General features: G+C 40.9%; 19 protein-coding genes and 1 tRNA gene. 12 read left to right on the forward strand and 8 right to left on the reverse strand.

Going from position 1 to position 19,287, the window contains the following annotated elements; genetic code table 11:
* Position 1: 1 nt before the first annotated feature.
* The 3 genes from ACL9RF_RS15840 (at position 2) to ACL9RF_RS15850 (ending at position 2,070) form a co-directional block, all read left to right on the forward strand.
* Positions 2-75 (forward strand) — tRNA-Asp (locus tag ACL9RF_RS15840).
* 298 nt (positions 76-373) lie between these two features.
* On the forward strand, positions 374-958 hold the full coding sequence (locus ACL9RF_RS15845; RefSeq protein WP_422801613.1) for an RNA polymerase sigma factor: 585 nt from the start codon (positions 374-376) through the stop codon (positions 956-958).
* A gap of 14 nt (positions 959-972) precedes the next feature.
* The gene (locus ACL9RF_RS15850) at positions 973-2,070 is read left to right on the forward strand and encodes a S1C family serine protease (protein WP_422801614.1); all 1,098 of its coding nucleotides are present in this window, start codon (positions 973-975) and stop codon (positions 2,068-2,070) included.
* Between the two features lie 537 nt (positions 2,071-2,607).
* Here the strand turns inward: ACL9RF_RS15850 and ACL9RF_RS15855 are convergent.
* A complete protein-coding gene (locus tag ACL9RF_RS15855) occupies positions 2,608-3,243 on the reverse strand; it encodes a peroxiredoxin (RefSeq protein WP_422801615.1) in 636 nt (211 codons plus the stop codon).
* A gap of 166 nt (positions 3,244-3,409) precedes the next feature.
* Here ACL9RF_RS15855 and ACL9RF_RS15860 point away from each other — a divergent pair, with 166 nt between their 5' ends.
* Positions 3,410-4,546, forward strand: coding sequence for an acyl-CoA dehydrogenase (locus ACL9RF_RS15860; protein ID WP_422801616.1), 1,137 nt, complete (start codon positions 3,410-3,412; stop codon positions 4,544-4,546).
* 98 nt (positions 4,547-4,644) lie between these two features.
* On the opposite strand, the gene ACL9RF_RS15865 is transcribed toward ACL9RF_RS15860, so the two are convergent.
* The 5 genes from ACL9RF_RS15865 to ACL9RF_RS15885 all read right to left on the reverse strand — a co-directional run bounded on the left by ACL9RF_RS15865 (position 4,645) and on the right by ACL9RF_RS15885 (position 10,285).
* Positions 4,645-5,049 (reverse strand): hypothetical protein, encoded by a 405-nt coding sequence (locus ACL9RF_RS15865; RefSeq protein ID WP_422801617.1) that lies wholly within the window; start codon positions 5,047-5,049, stop codon positions 4,645-4,647.
* A 169-nt stretch (positions 5,050-5,218) separates the two neighbouring features.
* Positions 5,219-6,469, reverse strand: a complete 1,251-nt coding sequence (locus ACL9RF_RS15870) for a glutamate-5-semialdehyde dehydrogenase (RefSeq protein WP_422801618.1) — start codon at positions 6,467-6,469, stop codon at positions 5,219-5,221.
* 6 nt (positions 6,470-6,475) lie between these two features.
* Entirely contained in the window at positions 6,476-7,507 is a 1,032-nt protein-coding gene (proB, locus tag ACL9RF_RS15875) for a glutamate 5-kinase (RefSeq protein ID WP_422801619.1), read from the reverse strand.
* A gap of 254 nt (positions 7,508-7,761) precedes the next feature.
* The gene (gene uvrB, locus ACL9RF_RS15880; protein WP_422801620.1) at positions 7,762-9,795 is read right to left on the reverse strand and encodes an excinuclease ABC subunit UvrB; all 2,034 of its coding nucleotides are present in this window, start codon (positions 9,793-9,795) and stop codon (positions 7,762-7,764) included.
* A gap of 70 nt (positions 9,796-9,865) precedes the next feature.
* Positions 9,866-10,285: a hypothetical protein gene (locus ACL9RF_RS15885; protein WP_422801621.1), complete on the reverse strand. Its 420-nt coding sequence runs from the start codon at positions 10,283-10,285 to the stop codon at positions 9,866-9,868.
* A 121-nt stretch (positions 10,286-10,406) separates the two neighbouring features.
* On the opposite strand from ACL9RF_RS15885, the gene upp reads away from it, so the two are divergent.
* From upp to ACL9RF_RS15905, 4 genes are all read left to right on the forward strand, one after another.
* Entirely contained in the window at positions 10,407-11,054 is a 648-nt protein-coding gene (upp, locus tag ACL9RF_RS15890; RefSeq protein WP_422801622.1) for a uracil phosphoribosyltransferase, read from the forward strand.
* Between the two features lie 153 nt (positions 11,055-11,207).
* A complete protein-coding gene (locus tag ACL9RF_RS15895; protein ID WP_422801623.1) occupies positions 11,208-11,681 on the forward strand; it encodes a ribonuclease H-like YkuK family protein in 474 nt (157 codons plus the stop codon).
* A gap of 64 nt (positions 11,682-11,745) precedes the next feature.
* Positions 11,746-12,357 (forward strand): nicotinamide riboside transporter PnuC, encoded by a 612-nt coding sequence (gene pnuC / locus ACL9RF_RS15900; protein WP_422801624.1) that lies wholly within the window; start codon positions 11,746-11,748, stop codon positions 12,355-12,357.
* Positions 12,358-12,387: 30 nt separating this feature from the next.
* Entirely contained in the window at positions 12,388-12,912 is a 525-nt protein-coding gene (locus ACL9RF_RS15905) for an AAA family ATPase (RefSeq protein WP_422801625.1), read from the forward strand.
* 61 nt (positions 12,913-12,973) lie between these two features.
* On the opposite strand, the gene ahcY is transcribed toward ACL9RF_RS15905, so the two are convergent.
* Positions 12,974-14,290 carry an adenosylhomocysteinase gene (gene ahcY / locus ACL9RF_RS15910; RefSeq protein ID WP_422801626.1) on the reverse strand — a complete coding sequence of 439 codons (1,317 nt, stop codon included), beginning with the start codon at positions 14,288-14,290 and terminating at the stop codon, positions 12,974-12,976.
* A 165-nt stretch (positions 14,291-14,455) separates the two neighbouring features.
* Here ahcY and ACL9RF_RS15915 point away from each other — a divergent pair, with 165 nt between their 5' ends.
* Entirely contained in the window at positions 14,456-14,866 is a 411-nt protein-coding gene (locus tag ACL9RF_RS15915; protein ID WP_422801627.1) for a BrxA/BrxB family bacilliredoxin, read from the forward strand.
* 101 nt (positions 14,867-14,967) lie between these two features.
* On the opposite strand, the gene ACL9RF_RS15920 is transcribed toward ACL9RF_RS15915, so the two are convergent.
* A complete protein-coding gene (locus ACL9RF_RS15920; RefSeq protein WP_422801628.1) occupies positions 14,968-15,471 on the reverse strand; it encodes a hypothetical protein in 504 nt (167 codons plus the stop codon).
* Positions 15,472-15,651: 180 nt separating this feature from the next.
* Between ACL9RF_RS15920 and ACL9RF_RS15925 the strand changes: the two genes are divergently transcribed.
* From ACL9RF_RS15925 to ACL9RF_RS15935, 3 genes are read left to right on the forward strand one after another with little or no spacing between them, the layout of a single operon-like run.
* A complete protein-coding gene (locus ACL9RF_RS15925; RefSeq protein WP_422801629.1) occupies positions 15,652-17,412 on the forward strand; it encodes an AMP-dependent synthetase/ligase in 1,761 nt (586 codons plus the stop codon).
* The gene (locus ACL9RF_RS15930; RefSeq protein WP_422801630.1) at positions 17,402-18,421 is read left to right on the forward strand and encodes a YihY/virulence factor BrkB family protein; all 1,020 of its coding nucleotides are present in this window, start codon (positions 17,402-17,404) and stop codon (positions 18,419-18,421) included. The genes ACL9RF_RS15925 and ACL9RF_RS15930 overlap by 11 nt, the downstream gene beginning before the upstream one ends.
* The gene (locus ACL9RF_RS15935) at positions 18,421-19,266 is read left to right on the forward strand and encodes a DMT family transporter (RefSeq protein WP_422801631.1); all 846 of its coding nucleotides are present in this window, start codon (positions 18,421-18,423) and stop codon (positions 19,264-19,266) included. Before ACL9RF_RS15930 ends, ACL9RF_RS15935 begins: the two co-directional genes overlap by 1 nt.
* Positions 19,267-19,287 lie beyond the last annotated feature (21 nt).

Consider the following 19,287-nt stretch of genomic DNA (forward strand, 5'->3'; position numbering starts at 1 on the left):
AGGTCTGGTAGTTCAGCTGGTTAGAATACATGCCTGTCACGCATGGGGTCGCGGGTTCGAGTCCCGTCCAGACCGCTAAGTTTACAAAGAAAAGGTCACCTTAATTAAGGTGACCTTTTTTTTATGGTATACCCCTATTGCGACCTCCCCTTCCCCCGATATTTTTAAGCATGCCAGCTTTATGTATTTAAAAAGTGAATAAACAACCTTAACAGGCGTTAAATACAAACAAAGGTGCTCCGCAAGCGCTGCTAAGCAGTGGATAAATAAATTATTATATAATAAAAAATTCTATTACGTTTGACTCGGTAATTTTTCTTATATTAATTTTTAATTAGCAAGGGTTACTATTTGAATTTTAAGGTATTAATAAGTGAGTAAGATAAAGCAAATATTACCAAACGAAATCTCTGAACAGGCTATTATTGAAGGTTTGGCTATAGGAGATAATAGTGCTATAAATAAGCTCTATAAAGTTTACTTCCCTCCTATAGCGCGTATGATCGTAAATAACAATGGCTCAGAGGAAGCTGCAAAAGATATCTTTCAGGAGGCCGTTATGGTATTATATGATAAAATTACTCAGCAAAAGTTTGAGTTAAGCAGTAAACTCAGTACATTTTTATATGCGATATGCAGAAGGTTATGGCTAAAACAGCTCACCCGTAGGGGAAGTACAGCAGCCACGTTCGATATTTCCGATTACGAAGATATCCTTCAGGTGGAAGACGACTTAATTGTTCATGAAGAGGTGGAGCTTAAATTTGAGCAAATGAACCTGGCATTAACAAATTTGGGCGAACCTTGTAAAACCCTGTTGCAGGATTTCTATATCACGAACCTCTCCATGCAGGAAATAAGCGACAAATTTGGCTATACAAATGCCGATAATGCAAAAACACAAAAGTACAAGTGCCTGCAAAGACTTAAAAAGTTATTTTTTAGTACAAAAATTTAAAATTATATACGGTAATGGGTGGAATGCAAAGACATGATTTCATAAATTGGGCAGATCAATACCTGAGAGGTGAACTCGATAGGAACGATGCCGTAGCCTTTGAAAACTTTTGTCAGGAATCTGAAGAGTATAAGCAGCTGTTTGAGGCGCATCAAGCGTTTTTAGAAGAACTAAAGCTGGCCGAAAAACGGAATGCCTTTAAATCGGCTCTACAGCAGGAAGCTGCTAAAACAAAATTAGTCGCCGGGTCGTCCTTTGGCACAAAGATCCAATCCTTCTGGAATAAATTAGAAATTAATGCCGGTGTGGCGGCGGCAGTAGCGTTGTTATCGGTATTCTCCACCTTATGGCTTACCGGTTATTTTACGAATATAAAAAAGGCAACCTCCGACTATAGTGCGCTTCGTAGGGAGATGAATACGGTGAAAAAAAATGTGACAGAACAAAACCGCGCTATTCAAAGTATCAATAACGATAAACATAAAAGCACGGCACCTATACATTTTGGTGCAACTGGATTTATGCTTACCAAAGATGGTTATGTAGTGACCAATTACCATGTCGTAAATGGTGCCGACTCGGTACATCTACAGAACGTAAAAGGAACAGCCTATAAAGCGCAAATAATCTATACAGACGCACAGAAAGATCTCGCCATACTACATATTGAGGATCCCAACTTTAAGGCTGTTAAATCCATTCCTTATACCTTTAAAAAGCAAAGCTCTGAATTGGGTGAAGATATCTTTACCCTGGGCTTCCCTCGAGACGAGGCTGTATACGGACAGGGTTACTTAAGTTCGCATACCGGTTATGGTGGTGATACCATAGCCTATCAGATTTCGGTACCCGTAAACCCTGGAAATAGTGGTGGCCCTGTATTAGATAGCCAGGGTAATATCATCGGTATTATATCGGGTAAACAAAAAGGTATTGACGGAGCAGCCTTCGCTATTAAAACCAAGGAGCTAATGGAAGCATTAAACCGGATACCTGAGACGGCTTTAAAAGGTAATATAGTATTGAATAATAAAAATTCATTGCTCCATTTACCACGCACCGAACAAATAAAAAAATTACAGGATTACATTTATATTGTTAAGGTTTATTAACAGGTTTCTGTTACATTCAACAAAAAGGAGCGGCACAAAGGATGGCCGCTCCTTTGTTTTAATAGGTAAAAAACATATTTTACAGGTTACTTTAAAATAGTTTGTATTAAGTTCGTCTCAAATTTGGCTCATTTATAACTATTTAATATCTTAGGTTAAATAAAGCAATGAGAACATTCTGGATTTACTTTTTTATATTTTTATTCTTGACCATCGTCACCCATTCTTTTTTTTACCTAACGCGTAAAGGACAGCAAGAATTTAGTATCTCCTCTTTTTTAGTCGAGCTCGTTATTATTTTTATTACAGCTTTATTGATATCGTACATCCTGCGGAAGAAGAAAAATTTATTTAAAGAAAATAGCAATCCGCACTAAACGAATTATTGCCTTACCCTCGCCGCACCTGCACCTGCCCTCGCTCCTCCCAATCTTTCTCGCCTTCCAGGTATAAACGGAAAGGCAAAAATAAAAAGACCGTCTATATGTATAGACAGTCTTCCTGAAGGCACTGTAGCCTTAAAATGCTTTGATTTTTTTATTTATTGGGTTGTGGTGTCGTGCGTAAGTAAGGTTTTACCTCTGTAAAGCCTTTTGGAAATTTAGCCGGTATATCCTCGGTTTTAATCGCTGGAACAACAATAACATCCTCTCCATCTTTCCAATCTGCTGGTGTTGCTACAGAATATTCAGCAGTTAACTGCAAGGAATCTATAACCCGTAGAATTTCATAAAAATTACGCCCGGTCGAAGCAGGGTATGTAAGCGTGAGTTTCACCTTTTTATCGGGTCCGATAACAAAAACGGAACGCACGGTAGCCGTAGCAGAAGCATTCGGATGGATCATATCGTATAATTCAGCAACCTTACGGTCTTGATCTGCAATAATAGGGAAATCTACCGATGTATGCTGTGTTTCATTAATATCTTGGATCCATTTTAAATGTTCTTCAACCGCATCCACACTTAACGCCAGAACCTTTACATTACGTTTCTCAAATTCGCCCTTAAGTTGCGCTGTACGCCCCAATTCGGTAGTACATACCGGCGTAAAGTCTGCAGGATGTGAATACAATACAGCCCAGCTATTATTTATGTAATCATGAAAATCAATATCTCCAATCGAGGTCTTTGCCTGAAAATTTGGAGCTTCATCACCTAAACGTAATCCCATATCTTTTATAAGTTTAAATTTTCTAATTCGATAATATCTACAAATATAGTAGTGTATTTGACATATGCAAACATTTTTTAAGTCATGTTTTTATAAAAATAAAAATTTAGTATGCTAACATAGTATTTTGTATATTTGGTAAACCGCTAACTATAAACGATATATTATGTATTTCGAACTTTCAGAAGAACACAAAATGATCCGCGAGGCTGCGCGTGAGTTTGCGCAGGGCTTAAAAACCGGTGTAATAGAGCGAGACGAAGCAGCACTATTCCCCTATGCTGCAGTCAAAGCCATGGGTGAATTAGGGTTTATGGGGCTGATGGTTCCGGAGGCCTATGGTGGTGCGGGCATGGATACGCTGGCTTATGTGCTGGCCTTGGAGGAAATTGCCAAAATTGATGCTTCAGCAGCCGTCATTATGTCGGCCCATAATTCTCTGGTATTATGGGGGTTAAACGCATATGGAACCGAAGCACAAAAACAAAAATACCTTATTCCTTTAGCTACCGGCGAAAAGTTAGGCGCTTTTGCACTTTCTGAACCCGAAGCTGGATCTGATGCGTCCTCGCAGCATACCCTCGCTGCGGATAAAGGGGATTATTACCTGCTCAACGGCACCAAAAACTGGATTACCAATGGAGGCCATGCAGATGTATACCTCGTTATCGCGCAAACACACCCCGAATTAGGGCATAAGGGTATAAATGTGCTTATCGTGGAAAAAGGTGTTCCCGGGTTTACCATTGGTCCTAAAGAAAATAAATTAGGTATTCGTAGCTCAGATACCCATTCGTTGCTTTTCTCGGATGTTCGGGTGCCGAAAGAGAACCGTATTGGCGAGGATGGCTTTGGCTTTACCTTTGCCATGAAGACACTCGATGGCGGCCGTATTGGCATTGCTGCGCAAGCCTTAGGTATTGCTGCCGGTGCCTACGACTTGGCCAAATCGTATGCTAAAGCACGCAAGACCTTTGGTAAACCCATCAGCAGCCATCAGGCTATACAATTCAAACTTGCGGATATGGAAGTCGATATTGAGGCTTCGCGTCTATTGACGTATAAAGCTGCCTGGACAAAGGATCAAGGACTACCGTATAGCAAAGAGGCAGCGGTAGCAAAACTTCATGCCTCGGAGGTAGCGATGAAACACAGCATAGAAGCTGTTCAAATCCATGGCGGATATGGCTACGTTAAAGAATATCATGTAGAGCGGTTAATGCGCGATGCTAAGATTACACAAATTTACGAAGGAACCTCCGAAATTCAACGGTTGGTTATAGCACGCGAAATCTTAAAATAAGCCTTGCCTGCGTATAGGGCTATAAAAAATATAAAGTCCGGTTTCGAAATTTACCGGACTTTAGCTTTGGGTATTACATAGAATACCACGGTTCTAGCTTATTGTTTTAATGCTGCAGTTATGGCGGCTAGGTGTTTATAATCTTCAAAAGAAAACGCACCCGACAGACGGCTATTGGCATCGAAAACAAATTTAGCCCTTTTTAGCAGCTCTGGATCTTGATTTAAAAAACCATCGTACATCAATACTAAGGCCAATGGGCGAATCTGTTTAGGATCTAAGCCTTGTAAAAAGGCCATTAATTCGGCCTCACTCACTGTAGCAAAAAAGGTTTTATCCTCCCCAAAAAACTCCTTGTAGCCTGCCTCTGCTGTTTGATCCTGTTTGTTTTCGCTCTCGCCAACTTGTGCTAAACCCTCCCATTTTTCGACCAATAAGCGCAGGAATTTGCCCATTTCATTCACCCAATTTAGTATGGTATCTTTTTCGTAACGTATGCCCATAATGAATTCATATTAAAAAGTAAAAATCCTCCGCATAGCTAACCCGGTAGATATGCTGAAGAGCTAAATAACTAAATCTTTAAATCACTAAAAAACGAAGGTACAGCAATTCTTAATCAGTTCATCTATATTTTTATACATATGAGCCATTAAACCTAAAGTCTAAACTTTACATTCTTACCTGGCCATTACCGCTTACAAACCATTTTTCGGTCACGAGTTTTTCTAAGGCAAAAGGTCCGCGGGCATGCAACTTCTGTGTGGATATACCGATCTCTGCGCCTAAACCAAACTCGCCTCCATCGGTAAAACGTGTGGAAGCATTTGCATATACCGCAGCAGCATCTACTGCATGCATAAAGGTGCCGATATGTGCCTCATTTTCCGACACAATACACTCCGAATGCTTCGAAGAATACTCCGCAATATGTGCCAAAGCCTCATCCAGTCCGCTTACGGTACGTATCGAGCATTTCAGATCTAAAAACTCCCTGCCAAAATCCGACAATTGCGCCTTTTTTAAATACGGATAATGCTGTTCCGCGAAAAAAGGATAACAGGATTCGGCCGCAAAAACTTCCACTTCAGCAGCACGAAAATGCGGTATAAGTTTTTCTATAAACGCTGCCGCAACCGCATTATCGACCAGCACCGTATCTAAAGCGTTGCATACCGAAGGTCTTGAAATTTTAGCATTCGCCACGATATTTGCCGCCACATCCAGATCGGCAGTTTCGTCGACATAGGTATGACATACACCAGCACCGGTTTCAATAACAGGAACCGTAGCATGCGTACGTACAAAATCTATAAGCGACTGAGATCCACGTGGAATAAGAATATCTACATAGGCTTTTGCAGTAAGCAGCTCCTGAACAAATTTACGATCCGTAGGGAGCAGTTGAACCACATGTTTATCGACCTTAAATTTGTTCAATACTTGATGGATAAGAGAAACCAAAAAACTATTGGTGTACCATGCATCGGAACCACCACGCAGCAAACAAACATTTCCCGATTGCAGGCATAGGGCCACGACATCGATCGTAACATTAGGCCTAGATTCATAAATTACGCCCACCACACCGAGTGCAACGGTTTTTTTTTCGACCTTTAAACCGTTCGGCAATACCCTGCTAAGCAATAGCTGTCCCGTTGGATCGGGTAATAAGGCCACGGATTCCAAGCTTTGGGCTAATCCTACTATCCGATCGGCAGTAAGTAGCAAACGGTCATACTTTGGATCATCGCGATCCATACGATTAAGGTCCTGCTGATTTGCTGCCAGAATCTCTGCTATATGCGCACGGAGTTGCGCAGCAAGCTCCTGTAATATCTCCTGCTTTTGTGAAATCTTCAGTTGCGACAAAGCGGCTTTAGCAGCTCTAGCCTGTACCAATTGTTGTTTTATACTTTCCATCCTATATTATAATAACACAATATCATCTGCATGTGCGAGTTCTACATTTTTTGTTTTTTTATGGGCGATTAAAACGGTCGAATCTACCTTTGACTTGGCAACGGCCTGAATAATACCAAACTCATCGGCAATATGGAAAACCTCCCCTGTTTCGAACCCTTCTATAACCTTATTCACACCTACTGCCAATAAACTCTTCCTTCGTTTTAATGCCTCCATAGCACCATTATCCACCTGTACCAGACCTTTAATAAGGCTACCACTAGCCAACCACTTATGTTTGGACGACACCTTTTTTTGTACCGGCAAACATATGGTGCCTGTTTTATCCTGTACAGCTTTTAAAATAGCATCATCTATATGCATACTAAAAATGACAACCTTTATTCCCATTTGCGTAGCCAAGCGTGCAAAATTCAGTTTCGAGGTCATGCCTCCCAGTCCTACGGCAGATTTTTCTTTATGCGCTAAAGATAGGGTGGACTTATCAATAACTTTAATCTCCGGAATTACAGCACCATCGGCATCCAATACCCCGGGTACAGAAGTACACAGCAACAAACGTTCTGCACCAAAGCCAGCAGCAATTAAGGTGGCCAGCTCGTCGTTATCGGAAAACTTTAATTCCTTATTGCTGACCACATCATTTTCATTCGCAATAGGGATAATATTATTGCGCCATAAGGTTTCGTACGTACTTTTTAACTGTAGAAACTGATCTCTATTGGCAAAATGATGACGCTCGCATAGGCTCTGCGCGAGTGCAATTTTAAAGGGCTTAAAATAGGTACCGTAGGTACGTACCAGCAAGGGGTTGCCCACTGCAGCAGCAGCTTTACGTTCTTGTAGGGTACCCTTATATTTGGGTATAAACTTTTTCCCCGCAGCAACGGCACCAGACGATACCAGTACAATATTGTACGTAGCTTGCAAACTAGCGACCTGTCGTGCAATCTCTAAAATAATACGCTCATCGATTTCTCCCTTTGAAGTAACCGATGCAGAACCAAACTTAATAACTAGAACAGGCTTTTTCATTTATAATTTTTTAACAAAATAGGCAGCATTTTTTGAAAAAGATAAATTTAAAACAAGTTTTGTTGAAAAAATAATATTTTAATGGTTTATTGGTAAGATTATTAAATTCTCTGGCATACAGAACAGTTTAAACTAGCGAAAAATAGAGGCCTGCTAGCGCAGCAATAAAACAAAAAAGACTACGGCACAAAGGGCGTAGTCTTTTTTGTTTTATTGCTAATTGCTATCAGCACTGTTAAGATAAAAACGACATGCTAACTACCAAATTTCTCTTTAAACGAATTTTCTAAAGCAAACATCTCGTCACGGAGTTTTGCTGCTTCCAGGAAGTCCATATCCTTGGCTGCTTTATCCATTCGCTTACGTACGGTATCAATGGCTTTTTGAAGATCTTTTTCACTCATATAAGCAATCAAAGGATCAGCAGCCACTACTGCGGCAGGATCCGGTTCTACATAAGCCTTGTTTTCACCACCAATATAATCGGCAACAGAGGTCTGCTCCAAGATCTCCTCGCGTGATTTCCCTACGGTACGCGGTATAATGCCATGCTCCTGGTTATACGCAATTTGCTTCTCTCGACGGCGGTTGGTTTCATCAATCGTAACCTGCATACTTCCTGTAATACTATCGGCATACATAATCACCCTCCCCTTATCGTTACGCGCAGCACGACCGATTGTCTGTATCAGGGAGCGCTCTGAACGCAAAAAACCTTCTTTATCGGCATCGAGGATAGCTACCAGGGTAACCTCAGGAAGGTCTAACCCTTCCCGCAATAAATTGACCCCCACCAGCACATCAAACTCCCCTAACCGCAACCCGCGCAATATCTCTACCCTTTCCAAGGTCTTAACCTCCGAGTGTATATAACGCACCTTAATATTTAAGCGGCTCATGTATTTTGTAAGCTCCTCGGCCATACGTTTGGTTAAGGTCGTTGCCAAAATACGGCCCCCTTCTTTAATTGTCTTCGCAACCTCCTCCAGGAAATCATCGACCTGATTTACTGCCGGGCGTACCTCAATAATAGGATCCAGCAATCCTGTCGGACGGATCACCTGTTCCACCACAACACCCTCGGTTTGCTGCAGCTCATAGTCGCCCGGCGTGGCCGACACATAAACCGTTTGGTTCGTCAGCGATTCAAACTCGGGAAAATTAAGCGGTCTATTATCCAATGCTGCAGGCAGGCGAAAGCCATGCTCTACCAAAGAGATCTTCCGCGAGCGGTCTCCACCATACATCGCACGCAACTGCGGCAAGGTAACATGGCTCTCATCGATCACCAAAAGATAATCCGACGGAAAATAATCCAACAAACAGAATGGGCGCATTCCTGGTTCCCTGCCGTCGAAAAAGCGGGAATAGTTTTCTATTCCAGAGCAGTAACCCAACTCGCGCATCATCTCCAAATCATAGTTCACACGCTCTTCCAAACGTTTCGCTTCCAGCAATTTACCCTCCTCTTCCAACTGCATTCTACGCTGTTCCAATTCGTCCTGAATCTGCCATATGGTCTTGGTAAATTTATCTTTTGGGGTCACAAAAAGATTTGCCGGAAATAAGGAAAGCGTTTCGTGTTTTATAATAGTCTTTCCAGAAACAGGGTCTATTTCGCTTAGTTCATCGATATCATCACCAAAGAAAGATACCCGATAGGCGGTATCCATATACGCCGGGTAAATATCCACCGTATCGCCTTTAACACGAAATGTACCGCGTTTAAATTCGGTTGTTGTTCGTGCATACAATATCTCAACCAGCTTATGTAAGAAGGCATTTCTTGTAATCCTTGTACCCACTGAAAATCGAAATATCGACCGCGAGAAATCCTCCGGGTTTCCCATACCGTAAATACAGGATACTGAAGAAACAACAATAACATCCCTACGGCCCGACATCAAGGCAGAGGTACTGGCTAAACGAAGTTTTTCAATCTCCTCATTGATGGCAAGATCCTTCTCGATATACGTATTTGTCGACGCAATAAAAGCCTCAGGCTGGTAATAATCGTAGTACGACACAAAATAGTTTACCGAGTTATTCGGAAAAAACTGCTTAAATTCGCCATACAGCTGTGCCGCCAAGGTTTTATTATGGCTTAATATTAAAGTAGGTTTTTGTGTCTGCTGAATTAGATTAGCAACGGTAAAGGTTTTTCCCGACCCTGTAACGCCCAACAACGTCTGGTAGGCTTCCCCTTGATTTACCCCTGCCACCAATTCTTTAATCGCCTGTGGCTGATCGCCTGTAGGCTGATATTCAGATGTAAGCTCAAATTTCATGTAAAATCCTTGAAAATCTATACGTAAATGTACGGATTTTAGCGGGTATTTTTGCCACAATACTTAGGCATTAATTTTTCCGAAAATATAAAACATCTTTAAAGAATTTCGCATCATCGATTACCAATACCAAATTATTGTCTTTCCTGTAATACGCCCAGTATAATCTTTCTGTGGGTAGGTTTATGATAAAGGTTTTGCTGGCCGCATCTATAGTACCCGAAGCGTCTAAGGTTTTTCCACCGCCTGTGTATTTGATAACATGTGTAGCCCCCCCTTTGACAGACAAACTTCCCTTAAAGGTACGGTCTACAATTTCATCGATAACCTTTCCCGAAGCATCGTATTCAATGGTCGCTTTTTTATCGAGCACATAGGTTCCGGTCAATGAAGTATCCGGTGTATCCAGATCATTACCATTATCCTCTGGAGCACATGCTTGCATTAACGCCAATAGGACCCACAAAACCGCATAAAATCTTTTCATCATATATAACCCAAGTTAATAATAACACAAAGGTAATTATTTTTCTTTAAACTAAAACATTCCCAATGAATTGAATGGAACCAAATGCTATTTTTTTAGTAAATTGCTGCACAAAAAGAAAGCCATGATAGATATCCTAACAAAGCGCAATAGTGTTGCGAATAATTTTATAGCCGAACTACGTGATGTCGAAATCCAAAAAGATCGTTTACGGTTCCGTAGAAACATTGAACGTATTGGAGAAATTATGGCTTATGAGATTAGTAAAACCCTAAATTATACCTTACAAGAAATAGAAACACCACTTGGCATTGCGCAAATGCAAACTATAAGTGAGCAGCCGGTGTTATTAACCATTATACGGGCCGGACTTCCTTTTCATCAGGGTTTCCTGAATGTTTTTGACCATGCCGAATCGGGATTTTTAGCCGCATACAGACATACCAAAAAAAGTGGGGAGTTTGAAATACAAAAAAAATATCAAAATACACCTAACCTGGATGGTAGAATAGTTATTGTTTGCGATACCATGCTTGCAACGGGAAAGAGTTTGGTTCTTTGTTGTAAAGAGCTACTGGCCGAATATGCCATTAAAGAGCTGCATATAGCGACAGTTATTGCTAGTGATGAAGGTATACAACATGTGCGGGCATTTATTCCTAATGCACAGATCTGGGCTGGAGATGTGGATCATGAGCTCACCAGCAAAAGTTATATTGTTCCAGGTTTAGGGGATGCCGGAGACCTGGCCTACGGCACCAAAGAGCATTAGCCGCATTAATAGAAGTAACCGTATTAACGGAAATAACGGAATTACGGGAGGGGTATCCCTCCCCTTCGTCTTCCTGACATAACGAAATAATAAAATATAATTAACAGAAAATGAACACTATAAATTTAAATTTAAGAAACATAAATATATATTATGGATTGGCAAAAATACAATGGCGAATACCTACGCCTACCGATTCAACATGCAGTTGAAACGACTATTATTAGAGAGAAAGAATTAGGCAATAAACTCAAAGTTTTTATAGGAACTGATTCTCAAGTAAAACGCGGTATGATTGAGTTCGCTACCGTCATCGTATTCCTTCGCGAACATAAAGGTGGTTTTATGTTTATACACAAAGACCGCAGCGGTCATAAGATGACCATCAAAGAGCGTATGCTCGTTGAAGTGCAAAAGTCTATCGATATTGCCTACCTACTGTGCCCCATATTAGACCTTTATGAAGTGGACTTAGAAGTTCATGCCGATATAAACACCAACCCGAACTTCGAATCTAATGTGGCTTTAAAGGAAGCTATGGGCTATATCTTGGGGATGGGATTTGTTTTTAAAGCAAAACCCGAATCTTTTGCTAGCACCAATTGTGCCAATAAAATTGTACAATAAAAGGCTTTAGCAGTCTTTAAAAAGGCAGAATAACTGTATCTTTAGTTGCTTTAGCAATTGAAGTATGTACGATATTCTCTTATCTCTATACCAACATTTTTTACAGACCAGTATTTTGGAGTGGGTCGCTACTATCACTGGTTTCCTTTGCGTTTTCTTGGCCAGCAAGCAGAACATCCTCAATTGGCCAATAAGTATTATTTCCGTATCCATATACCTGTATATCTTTTACCAGAATAAACTGTATGGCGACGCCGTTCTACAGCTCTATTTTATAAGTACAGCAATTTACGGCTGGTATTACTGGAGTCGCCTGGAGGCGAGAGCCGACAAACCGCTTAGCCGCCCTGTGCTGTCCTTAAATGTTGTACAAGTTGTATGGACATTGAGCTGCATTGCCGTATTAGGGACCCTGATAAGTTTACTCTTACAGAAAACCGATACGGATGTTCCCTATGCAGATGGATTCTGCACAGCCGGAAGCTTGGTGGCCCAATTCTTGATGAGCCGAAAAGTACTTCAAAATTGGTTACTGTGGTTAGGGGTAAATATCTGTTATATTCCCTTATACTACCATAAAGGTTTGTACTTAACAGCAATTTTGTATGTAGCATTTGCCTTTATCGCCTATCAGGGATATAAAGACTGGCGCAAAAGCTATTTAAATTTTCAGTAATATTGTGCCCTAACAATAAGGATGCATACCATGGAAAAAAAGATAACGAAAATTGCTGTCGTAGGGCCAGAATCTACGGGTAAATCGACAATGGCCCAGTACCTAGCCCAGCAATTGGATACCTTATGTGTTCCAGAATATGCCCGCTATTACTGCCAGGGTTTAAATAATCAATACACCCTTGCCGACGAAACTAATATGTTTTACGGACAGATCGCCTTAGAAGATGCGATGTTAAGTCAGGTAAAGAATAACCTACTCATCTGCGATACAACCCTATTAACGGTCAAAATATGGTGCGATTATCTATTCCAGCATACTCCAGCAGTGGTACGCCATGAAATTCAGCATAGACCCTACGATCTTTACCTTTTAATGGATATCGATTTGCCTTGGCAGGATGATCCCTTGCGGGATTTTCCAAATGAAAGGGGGTATTTTTTTGAGGTATGGCAAAAGGAGCTTCAGGCCTTACATGCAAATTATGCTATTGTTTCCGGTCTTGGGGAGGAACGCTTAAAAAATGGGCTGGCTATTATAAAACAAAATAGGTAGAAAGGTATACCTAAAAATAAGGTTTACCTTTCTACCTATTCTGGTTATATTTTATACGCTGTTAGTACCTATAGGTTTCAGGTTTATAAGGGCCTTCCACACCAACGCCAATATAAGCTGCCTGCTCATCCGATAAGACGTCCAATTCCACACCGATATGCGCTAAATGTAAACGGGCAACTTTTTCGTCCAGGTGTTTTGGCAAGGTGTATACCTTCTTTTCATATTGCTCTGTATTGGTCCATAATTCCAGCTGTGCCAATGTTTGGTTGGTGAAGGAGTTAGACATTACGAATGAGGGGTGCCCCGTTGCGCAACCTAAATTTACTAAACGCCCTTCAGCCAAAAGAATGATATCCTTCCCATTGAGGGTATATTTATCTACCTGTGGCTTAATTTCAATTTTACTGTTTCCGTAGTTGTTATTTAGCCAGGCGACATCAATTTCATTGTCGAAGTGCCCAATATTGCAGACTACGGTTTTATCTTTCATCGCCAAGAAGTGTGCTGGCCGAACAATATCTTTATTTCCGGTGGTCGTGACCACAATATTCGCCTCTTTAATGGCGTCATCCATCTTTTTAACCTCATAGCCCTCCATGGCGGCCTGCAGCGCACAAATAGGATCTATCTCCGTAACAATCACGCGAACCCCAGCAGAACGTAATGATTCGGCCGAGCCTTTGCCTACATCGCCATATCCGGCAACCACAGCCACTTTACCGGCTAGCATTAGGTCGGTGGCCCTACGGATAGCATCCACCAACGACTCCCTGCAGCCGTATTTATTATCGAACTTTGATTTGGTAACGGAATCATTTACGTTGATAGCAGGTAGGTATAAAGTGCCATTTTTATAGCGCTCATTAAGGCGATGTACTCCGGTGGTGGTCTCTTCGGATAACCCGCGTATTCCGGCAATTAATTCCGGATACTTATCAAACACCATATTGGTAAGGTCGCCCCCATCGTCGAGGATCATATTTAAAGGACGACGGTCTTCACCAAAAAATAAGGTCTGTTCAATACACCAATCAAAATCCGCCTCACTCAACCCTTTCCAGGCATATACCGATATTCCAGCCGCAGCAATGGCAGCGGCAGCATGATTTTGCGTAGAAAAGATGTTACAGGACGACCAGGATACTTCTGCCCCTAAGGCTACCAGCGTTTCTATAAGCACCGCCGTTTGTATGGTCATGTGCAAACAGCCTGCAATACGCGCCCCTTTTAAGGGTTGGGAAGGGCCAAATTCCTTGCGCAAACTCATAAGCCCTGGCATTTCAGCTTCTGCTAATTCAATTTCTTTTCGACCCCAATCGGCCAAAGATAGATCTTCTACTTTATACGGCACAAAGTGCGTTTCTAATGATGACATAACGGTTAGTAAGTTTATTGTTAATACTCAAAATTAACTGATTGTCAGTGCAATTCAAAAGGATAATCTTTTTTTTAATTCTATTTCTGACATTATCCTGAGGATAGAAACTTGACTATCCCCGATTATTGAATTATATTTGCCTAAACAATAAAGAAAAGTATTATGTATCCAGAATATTTAGTTGCGCCAATGCGTCAGGAATTAGTAGACGCAGGCTTCCAAGAATTAAAAACTGTTGATGAGGTGAATGCAGTTATCCCTTCGGAAGGTACTGTTTTCGTCGTTGTCAATTCGGTATGTGGATGTGCAGCTGCGAATGCAAGACCTGCAGCTAAAGCGGCTGTTAAGAATGAAAAACATCCGGATAAGTTAGTTACGGTTTTCGCTGGCATGGAAAAAGAGGCTGTAGATCAGGCTCGGGCTTTAATGTTGCCTTACCCACCATCGTCGCCATCTATGGCATTATTTAAAGATGGTAAATTGGTACATATGATCGAAAGACATATGATTGAAGGTCGCCCGGCACAAATGATTGCAGACAACTTGGTTGCCGCTTTCGACGAGTACTGCTAGAAGATTTTTTTTTGAATTTACTATTTACTAAAATAGCCCAGTTGTTTCAGCTGGGCTATTTTTTTTGCTACGCTATCGTAGCCTATAAAGTTTTGTGCTGCTTAAAACTTATAACGGATAGAAAAGCCGAAGGGATCGATCAATCGGATGGACGACTCTTGTAAAATATCAATGTAAGGTTTCACATCCAAAGATATCGCCAATGGCGATGTCGGAATATTATATTCTACACCAATAATACCATCTAAACTTAAAGCAAATTCAGATTTTGAGGGGTAATATTTTCCTGTAGCGTCGGTAAATGCTTTGTATTTATAACTCCCTAAGCTACCACCAAAACCATAATACCACGAAAAATCACCAGAAATAGGTTTGTGGAATTCGTATAAACCTACGACACGAAACCTGCTGGACTTCGAATTACTCTGAATACTGAGAATACCCTCAACTGCACGGTCTGGTGCTAGGGTATACCGGTAATTTAAACCTGTGGCCGAGCCAAAGCGCGCGCCGATGGCATGTTCGGATGTTAATTGTGCGAATGTGTTCTTTCCTAGAAATACAAACATCAATACTAAAAAGATACTTTGTAAATAAAATTTCATACTTAAACTGTTACGGTAAAGTTCAAAAATACTATAAATTACATTGTAAACGTACAAAAATCCGTTTAGGTATAGGAGGGCCGAAATACAGCAGTTCATTTTTAGAAAAATTTGCTAATATTTTAGTATATTTATTTCATACGCAGCGAAATACCATTTGTGAACTAAAATATATTATTTATGAGTAATGCAACGAGAATATTTGATTACTTAAAGCACAACGACTCCACCCATGGTCGAAAACTGCTATTAGCGAAAAGACAGTCGAATGGCTGGAAAGAATACCATAAAGAAGAAGTTATTGATATCGTAGACAACCTGAGCAAAAGTTTGCTTGCTTTGGGTTTAGCGAAAGGAGACCGTGTTGCCTTAATGTCTGGAAATCGCCCGGAGTGGAATTTTGTCGATTTTGCCTGTAATCAATTGGGCATTGCACTGGTTCCGCTTTACCCCACACTTAGTGCACAAGACCTTTCCTATATTCTGAATGATGCTGATGCGAAGCTTGTTTTTGTAAGCAATGCCGACCTGACAGCAAAAATTGAGGAGGCCTTGAAAGAAAATAACCTGAAAATAGATGTGTATACACTGGATAAAGTCGACAATTATAAACATATGGAAGACCTCATCCAACAAGGAAGCCACCTGGAAATTAATTTAAAGCCGTTTAACGACGCGATACAGCCGGAAGACCTGTTAACCTTGATTTATACGTCAGGCACCACAGGCAAGCCTAAAGGGGTTTATTTAACGCATTTAAACCTGCTGAGCAATGTAGAAGCATCGGGACACCTGATGAAAGACGAACTCGAGCGCACGCTGAGTTTCCTCCCGTTAAGCCATATCTTTGAACGCATGGTGGTATATCTGTATTTTTCGAAAAATGCGCATATTTATTACGCTGAAGATTTAAATAATATAGTTGTCGATATTAATGCTGTAAAACCGCAAGTGTTTACCACAGTACCGCGTGTACTGGAGAAGGTATATGACAAGGTTATCGAAAAGGGCAAAGCCCTTAGTGGCATTAAGAAATCGCTATTTTTCTGGGCGGTAGACCTGGGGCATAAATACCAGGAGCCTCAAAAAAATGGTTTATTCTATAACATTAAGCTAAGCATTGCCCGAAAGCTTATCTTTTCGAAATGGCGGGAGGCTTTAGGCGGAAATATACAGTTTATTATTTCCGGAGGTGCCGCATTGCAAGAACGGCTATCACGCGTATTTTGGGCTGCCGATATCCGGGTACTGGAGGGGTACGGACTTACCGAAACTTCCCCGGTTATTGCGGTAAACTCCTGGAAAGATTCGGATGTTAAATTTGGAACCGTAGGTCGGGTATTAAAGAACCTAACCGTTAAAATTGCGGAGGATGGCGAAATTTTGGTGAAGGGACCATCAATAACCAAAGGCTACTATAAAAATGAGGAGGAAACAAAAAAGTCTATCGACAGCGCGGGTTTTTTCCATACGGGCGATATTGGCGAACTCACAGCGGATGGATTCCTGCGTATTACAGACCGAAAAAAAGAAATGTTCAAAACTGCCGGTGGCAAGTATGTAGCACCGCAGGTATTGGAAAATAAGCTTATGGAATCTACGTTAATCGCACAGGTAATGGTATTGGGCGAAAATCAACGTTTTCCATCGGCACTCATCGTTCCGGCATTCGAAGAGTTAGAAAAATATTGTGCCCATAAAGGCATTCCATTTGAATCAAGAGAGGCTATTCTAAAAAATAAACAAATTATCGCTAAATACCAGCAGGAAATAGACAAAGCAAATGCTAACTTTGGGCATTGGGAAATGGTAAAGAAATTTGTCTTACTACCGAAGGAATGGACGATAGATAATGGCGAACTTACCCCTAAACTTTCCCTGAAACGTAAGGTATTATTACAAAAGTTCGATCAGATTATTCAGGATATATATGCAGAATAAGCGTAAAACAGATACAGCAGATAGTACTACGAAGCCTTTTATCCGAAAAATAAAAGGCTTCGGTCAATTACTACTCCATACAGTAAACGGGTTTACCGAAGACAATTGTATGAAGCTAAGTGCCTCTTTAGCCTACTACACCGTTTTTTCAATCGGCCCATTGCTGATCATTCTCGTTTGGGCACTAGGCTTTTTATATGGAAGCCAGCTACAGGGACCCCACGGTGCTCAGGACACGGTGATACATGAATTAAACGATATTTTTGGTCCTGATATTGCGAAATTATTGGATAGCAGTGTACAGAAAATTTCGTTGGAGAATAAGTCCAGTATAGGTTTGGTAATTGGTATTGTTACCTTAGTAATCACCTCTACCACGATATTTGTCGATATACAAAATTCCATCAATAGCATCTGGAAGGTCAAGGCAAAACCAAAAAAAGGTTGGGTGAAGCTTGTTGTCAATCGGCTAATTTCATTTTCAATGATTCTAGGACTTAGTTTTCTGCTGATGGCATCCTTACTAATAAGCAGCGTCATCGGTATGCTGACCAAGTATATGGAGCGATTTTTAAATCATTTAAATATCGAACTATGGGCCTGGATAAACAGCGGTATTACTTTTGTAATTATTACCCTTTTGTTCGCTTTTATATTCGCTTTTCTCCCTGATGCTAAGGTACGCTTCCGCGATATTGTCGGCGGCTCACTCTTTACCGCTATTTTATTTATGATCGGAAAATATGGTATCTCCCTGTACCTTTCCTTTAATGCTACAGCCACAGCCTATGGCGCTGCTGGTTCTATAATTATTTTATTAGCCTGGGTATATTACTCGGCAGCTATACTGTATTTTGGGGCCGAATTTACCAAGGAGTACGCGATTATGTATGGTAAAGGCGTCCAACCCGCTTCCTTTGCTGTAATCATTAAACAAACCGAAATGGAGGTTGATGTGGATGCTGAAAATGAAGTGTTGGTAAAAAGAAATAACGATAAAGAAGCATAGTGGCCGACAGGAGTTTTCAGTTTATGTTATTGGCAGGGGTATTCTTTGCTGTGATGAATGTATGTGTCAAATATGTGGCCCATCTGCCCACTTTGGAAGTTGTTTTATTCCGTTCTGTTTTTAGTTTTGTTGTTACGTACTATATGTTACGCCGACAGCATATTCCGCCACTAGGGAACAATAAGCCGGTGCTGTTATGGCGGGGTATTGCCGGCTGTCTAGGCCTTATCGGTTCTTTCTATACCCTTCAACATATCCCCTTAGCGTCGGCGGTAACAATTAACTATCTCTCCCCGTTTTTTACGGCCATACTGGGGATATTTATTGTCAAGCAAAAGATCAGACCGGTACAGTATTTCTATTTCTTACTCTCCATTTTCGGGGTAGTTTTGCTTAAAGGATTTGATTTTCGGATCGGTACGCTGGATATATTTATAGGCTTGGGGGCAGCATTTTTCTCCGGATTGGCCTATAATATGATTGCTAAAACAAAAAATTCAGAGCATCCCTTGGTTATTATATTTTACTTTCCATTACTTACTATTCCGGTAGCCGGCATATACAGTATTTTCTATTGGGTGACGCCAATAGGTGCAGACTGGATCTTTCTCTTGCTGATTGGCATTTTTACGCAGCTCGCTCAATACTACATGACCCTGGCCTATCAAACGGCCAATTTAGCGAAGGTAGCCTCTTTAAACTACCTGGGTGTAGTTTATGCCTTAGGTTTCGGTTATATTTTCTTTCAGGAGACCTTTAGTACAATGAGCCTGCTTGGGATTATCATTATTCTAATAGCTGTGTTCCTAAATATTTTCGATAAAAAGCTCTTTGGACTCTCCTAGCATAAAAAATGGCTATCGCAT

It is taken from the genome of Sphingobacterium sp. Mn56C (genome assembly GCF_049319645.1).
Taxonomy (GTDB): Bacteria; Bacteroidota; Bacteroidia; order Sphingobacteriales; family Sphingobacteriaceae; genus Sphingobacterium.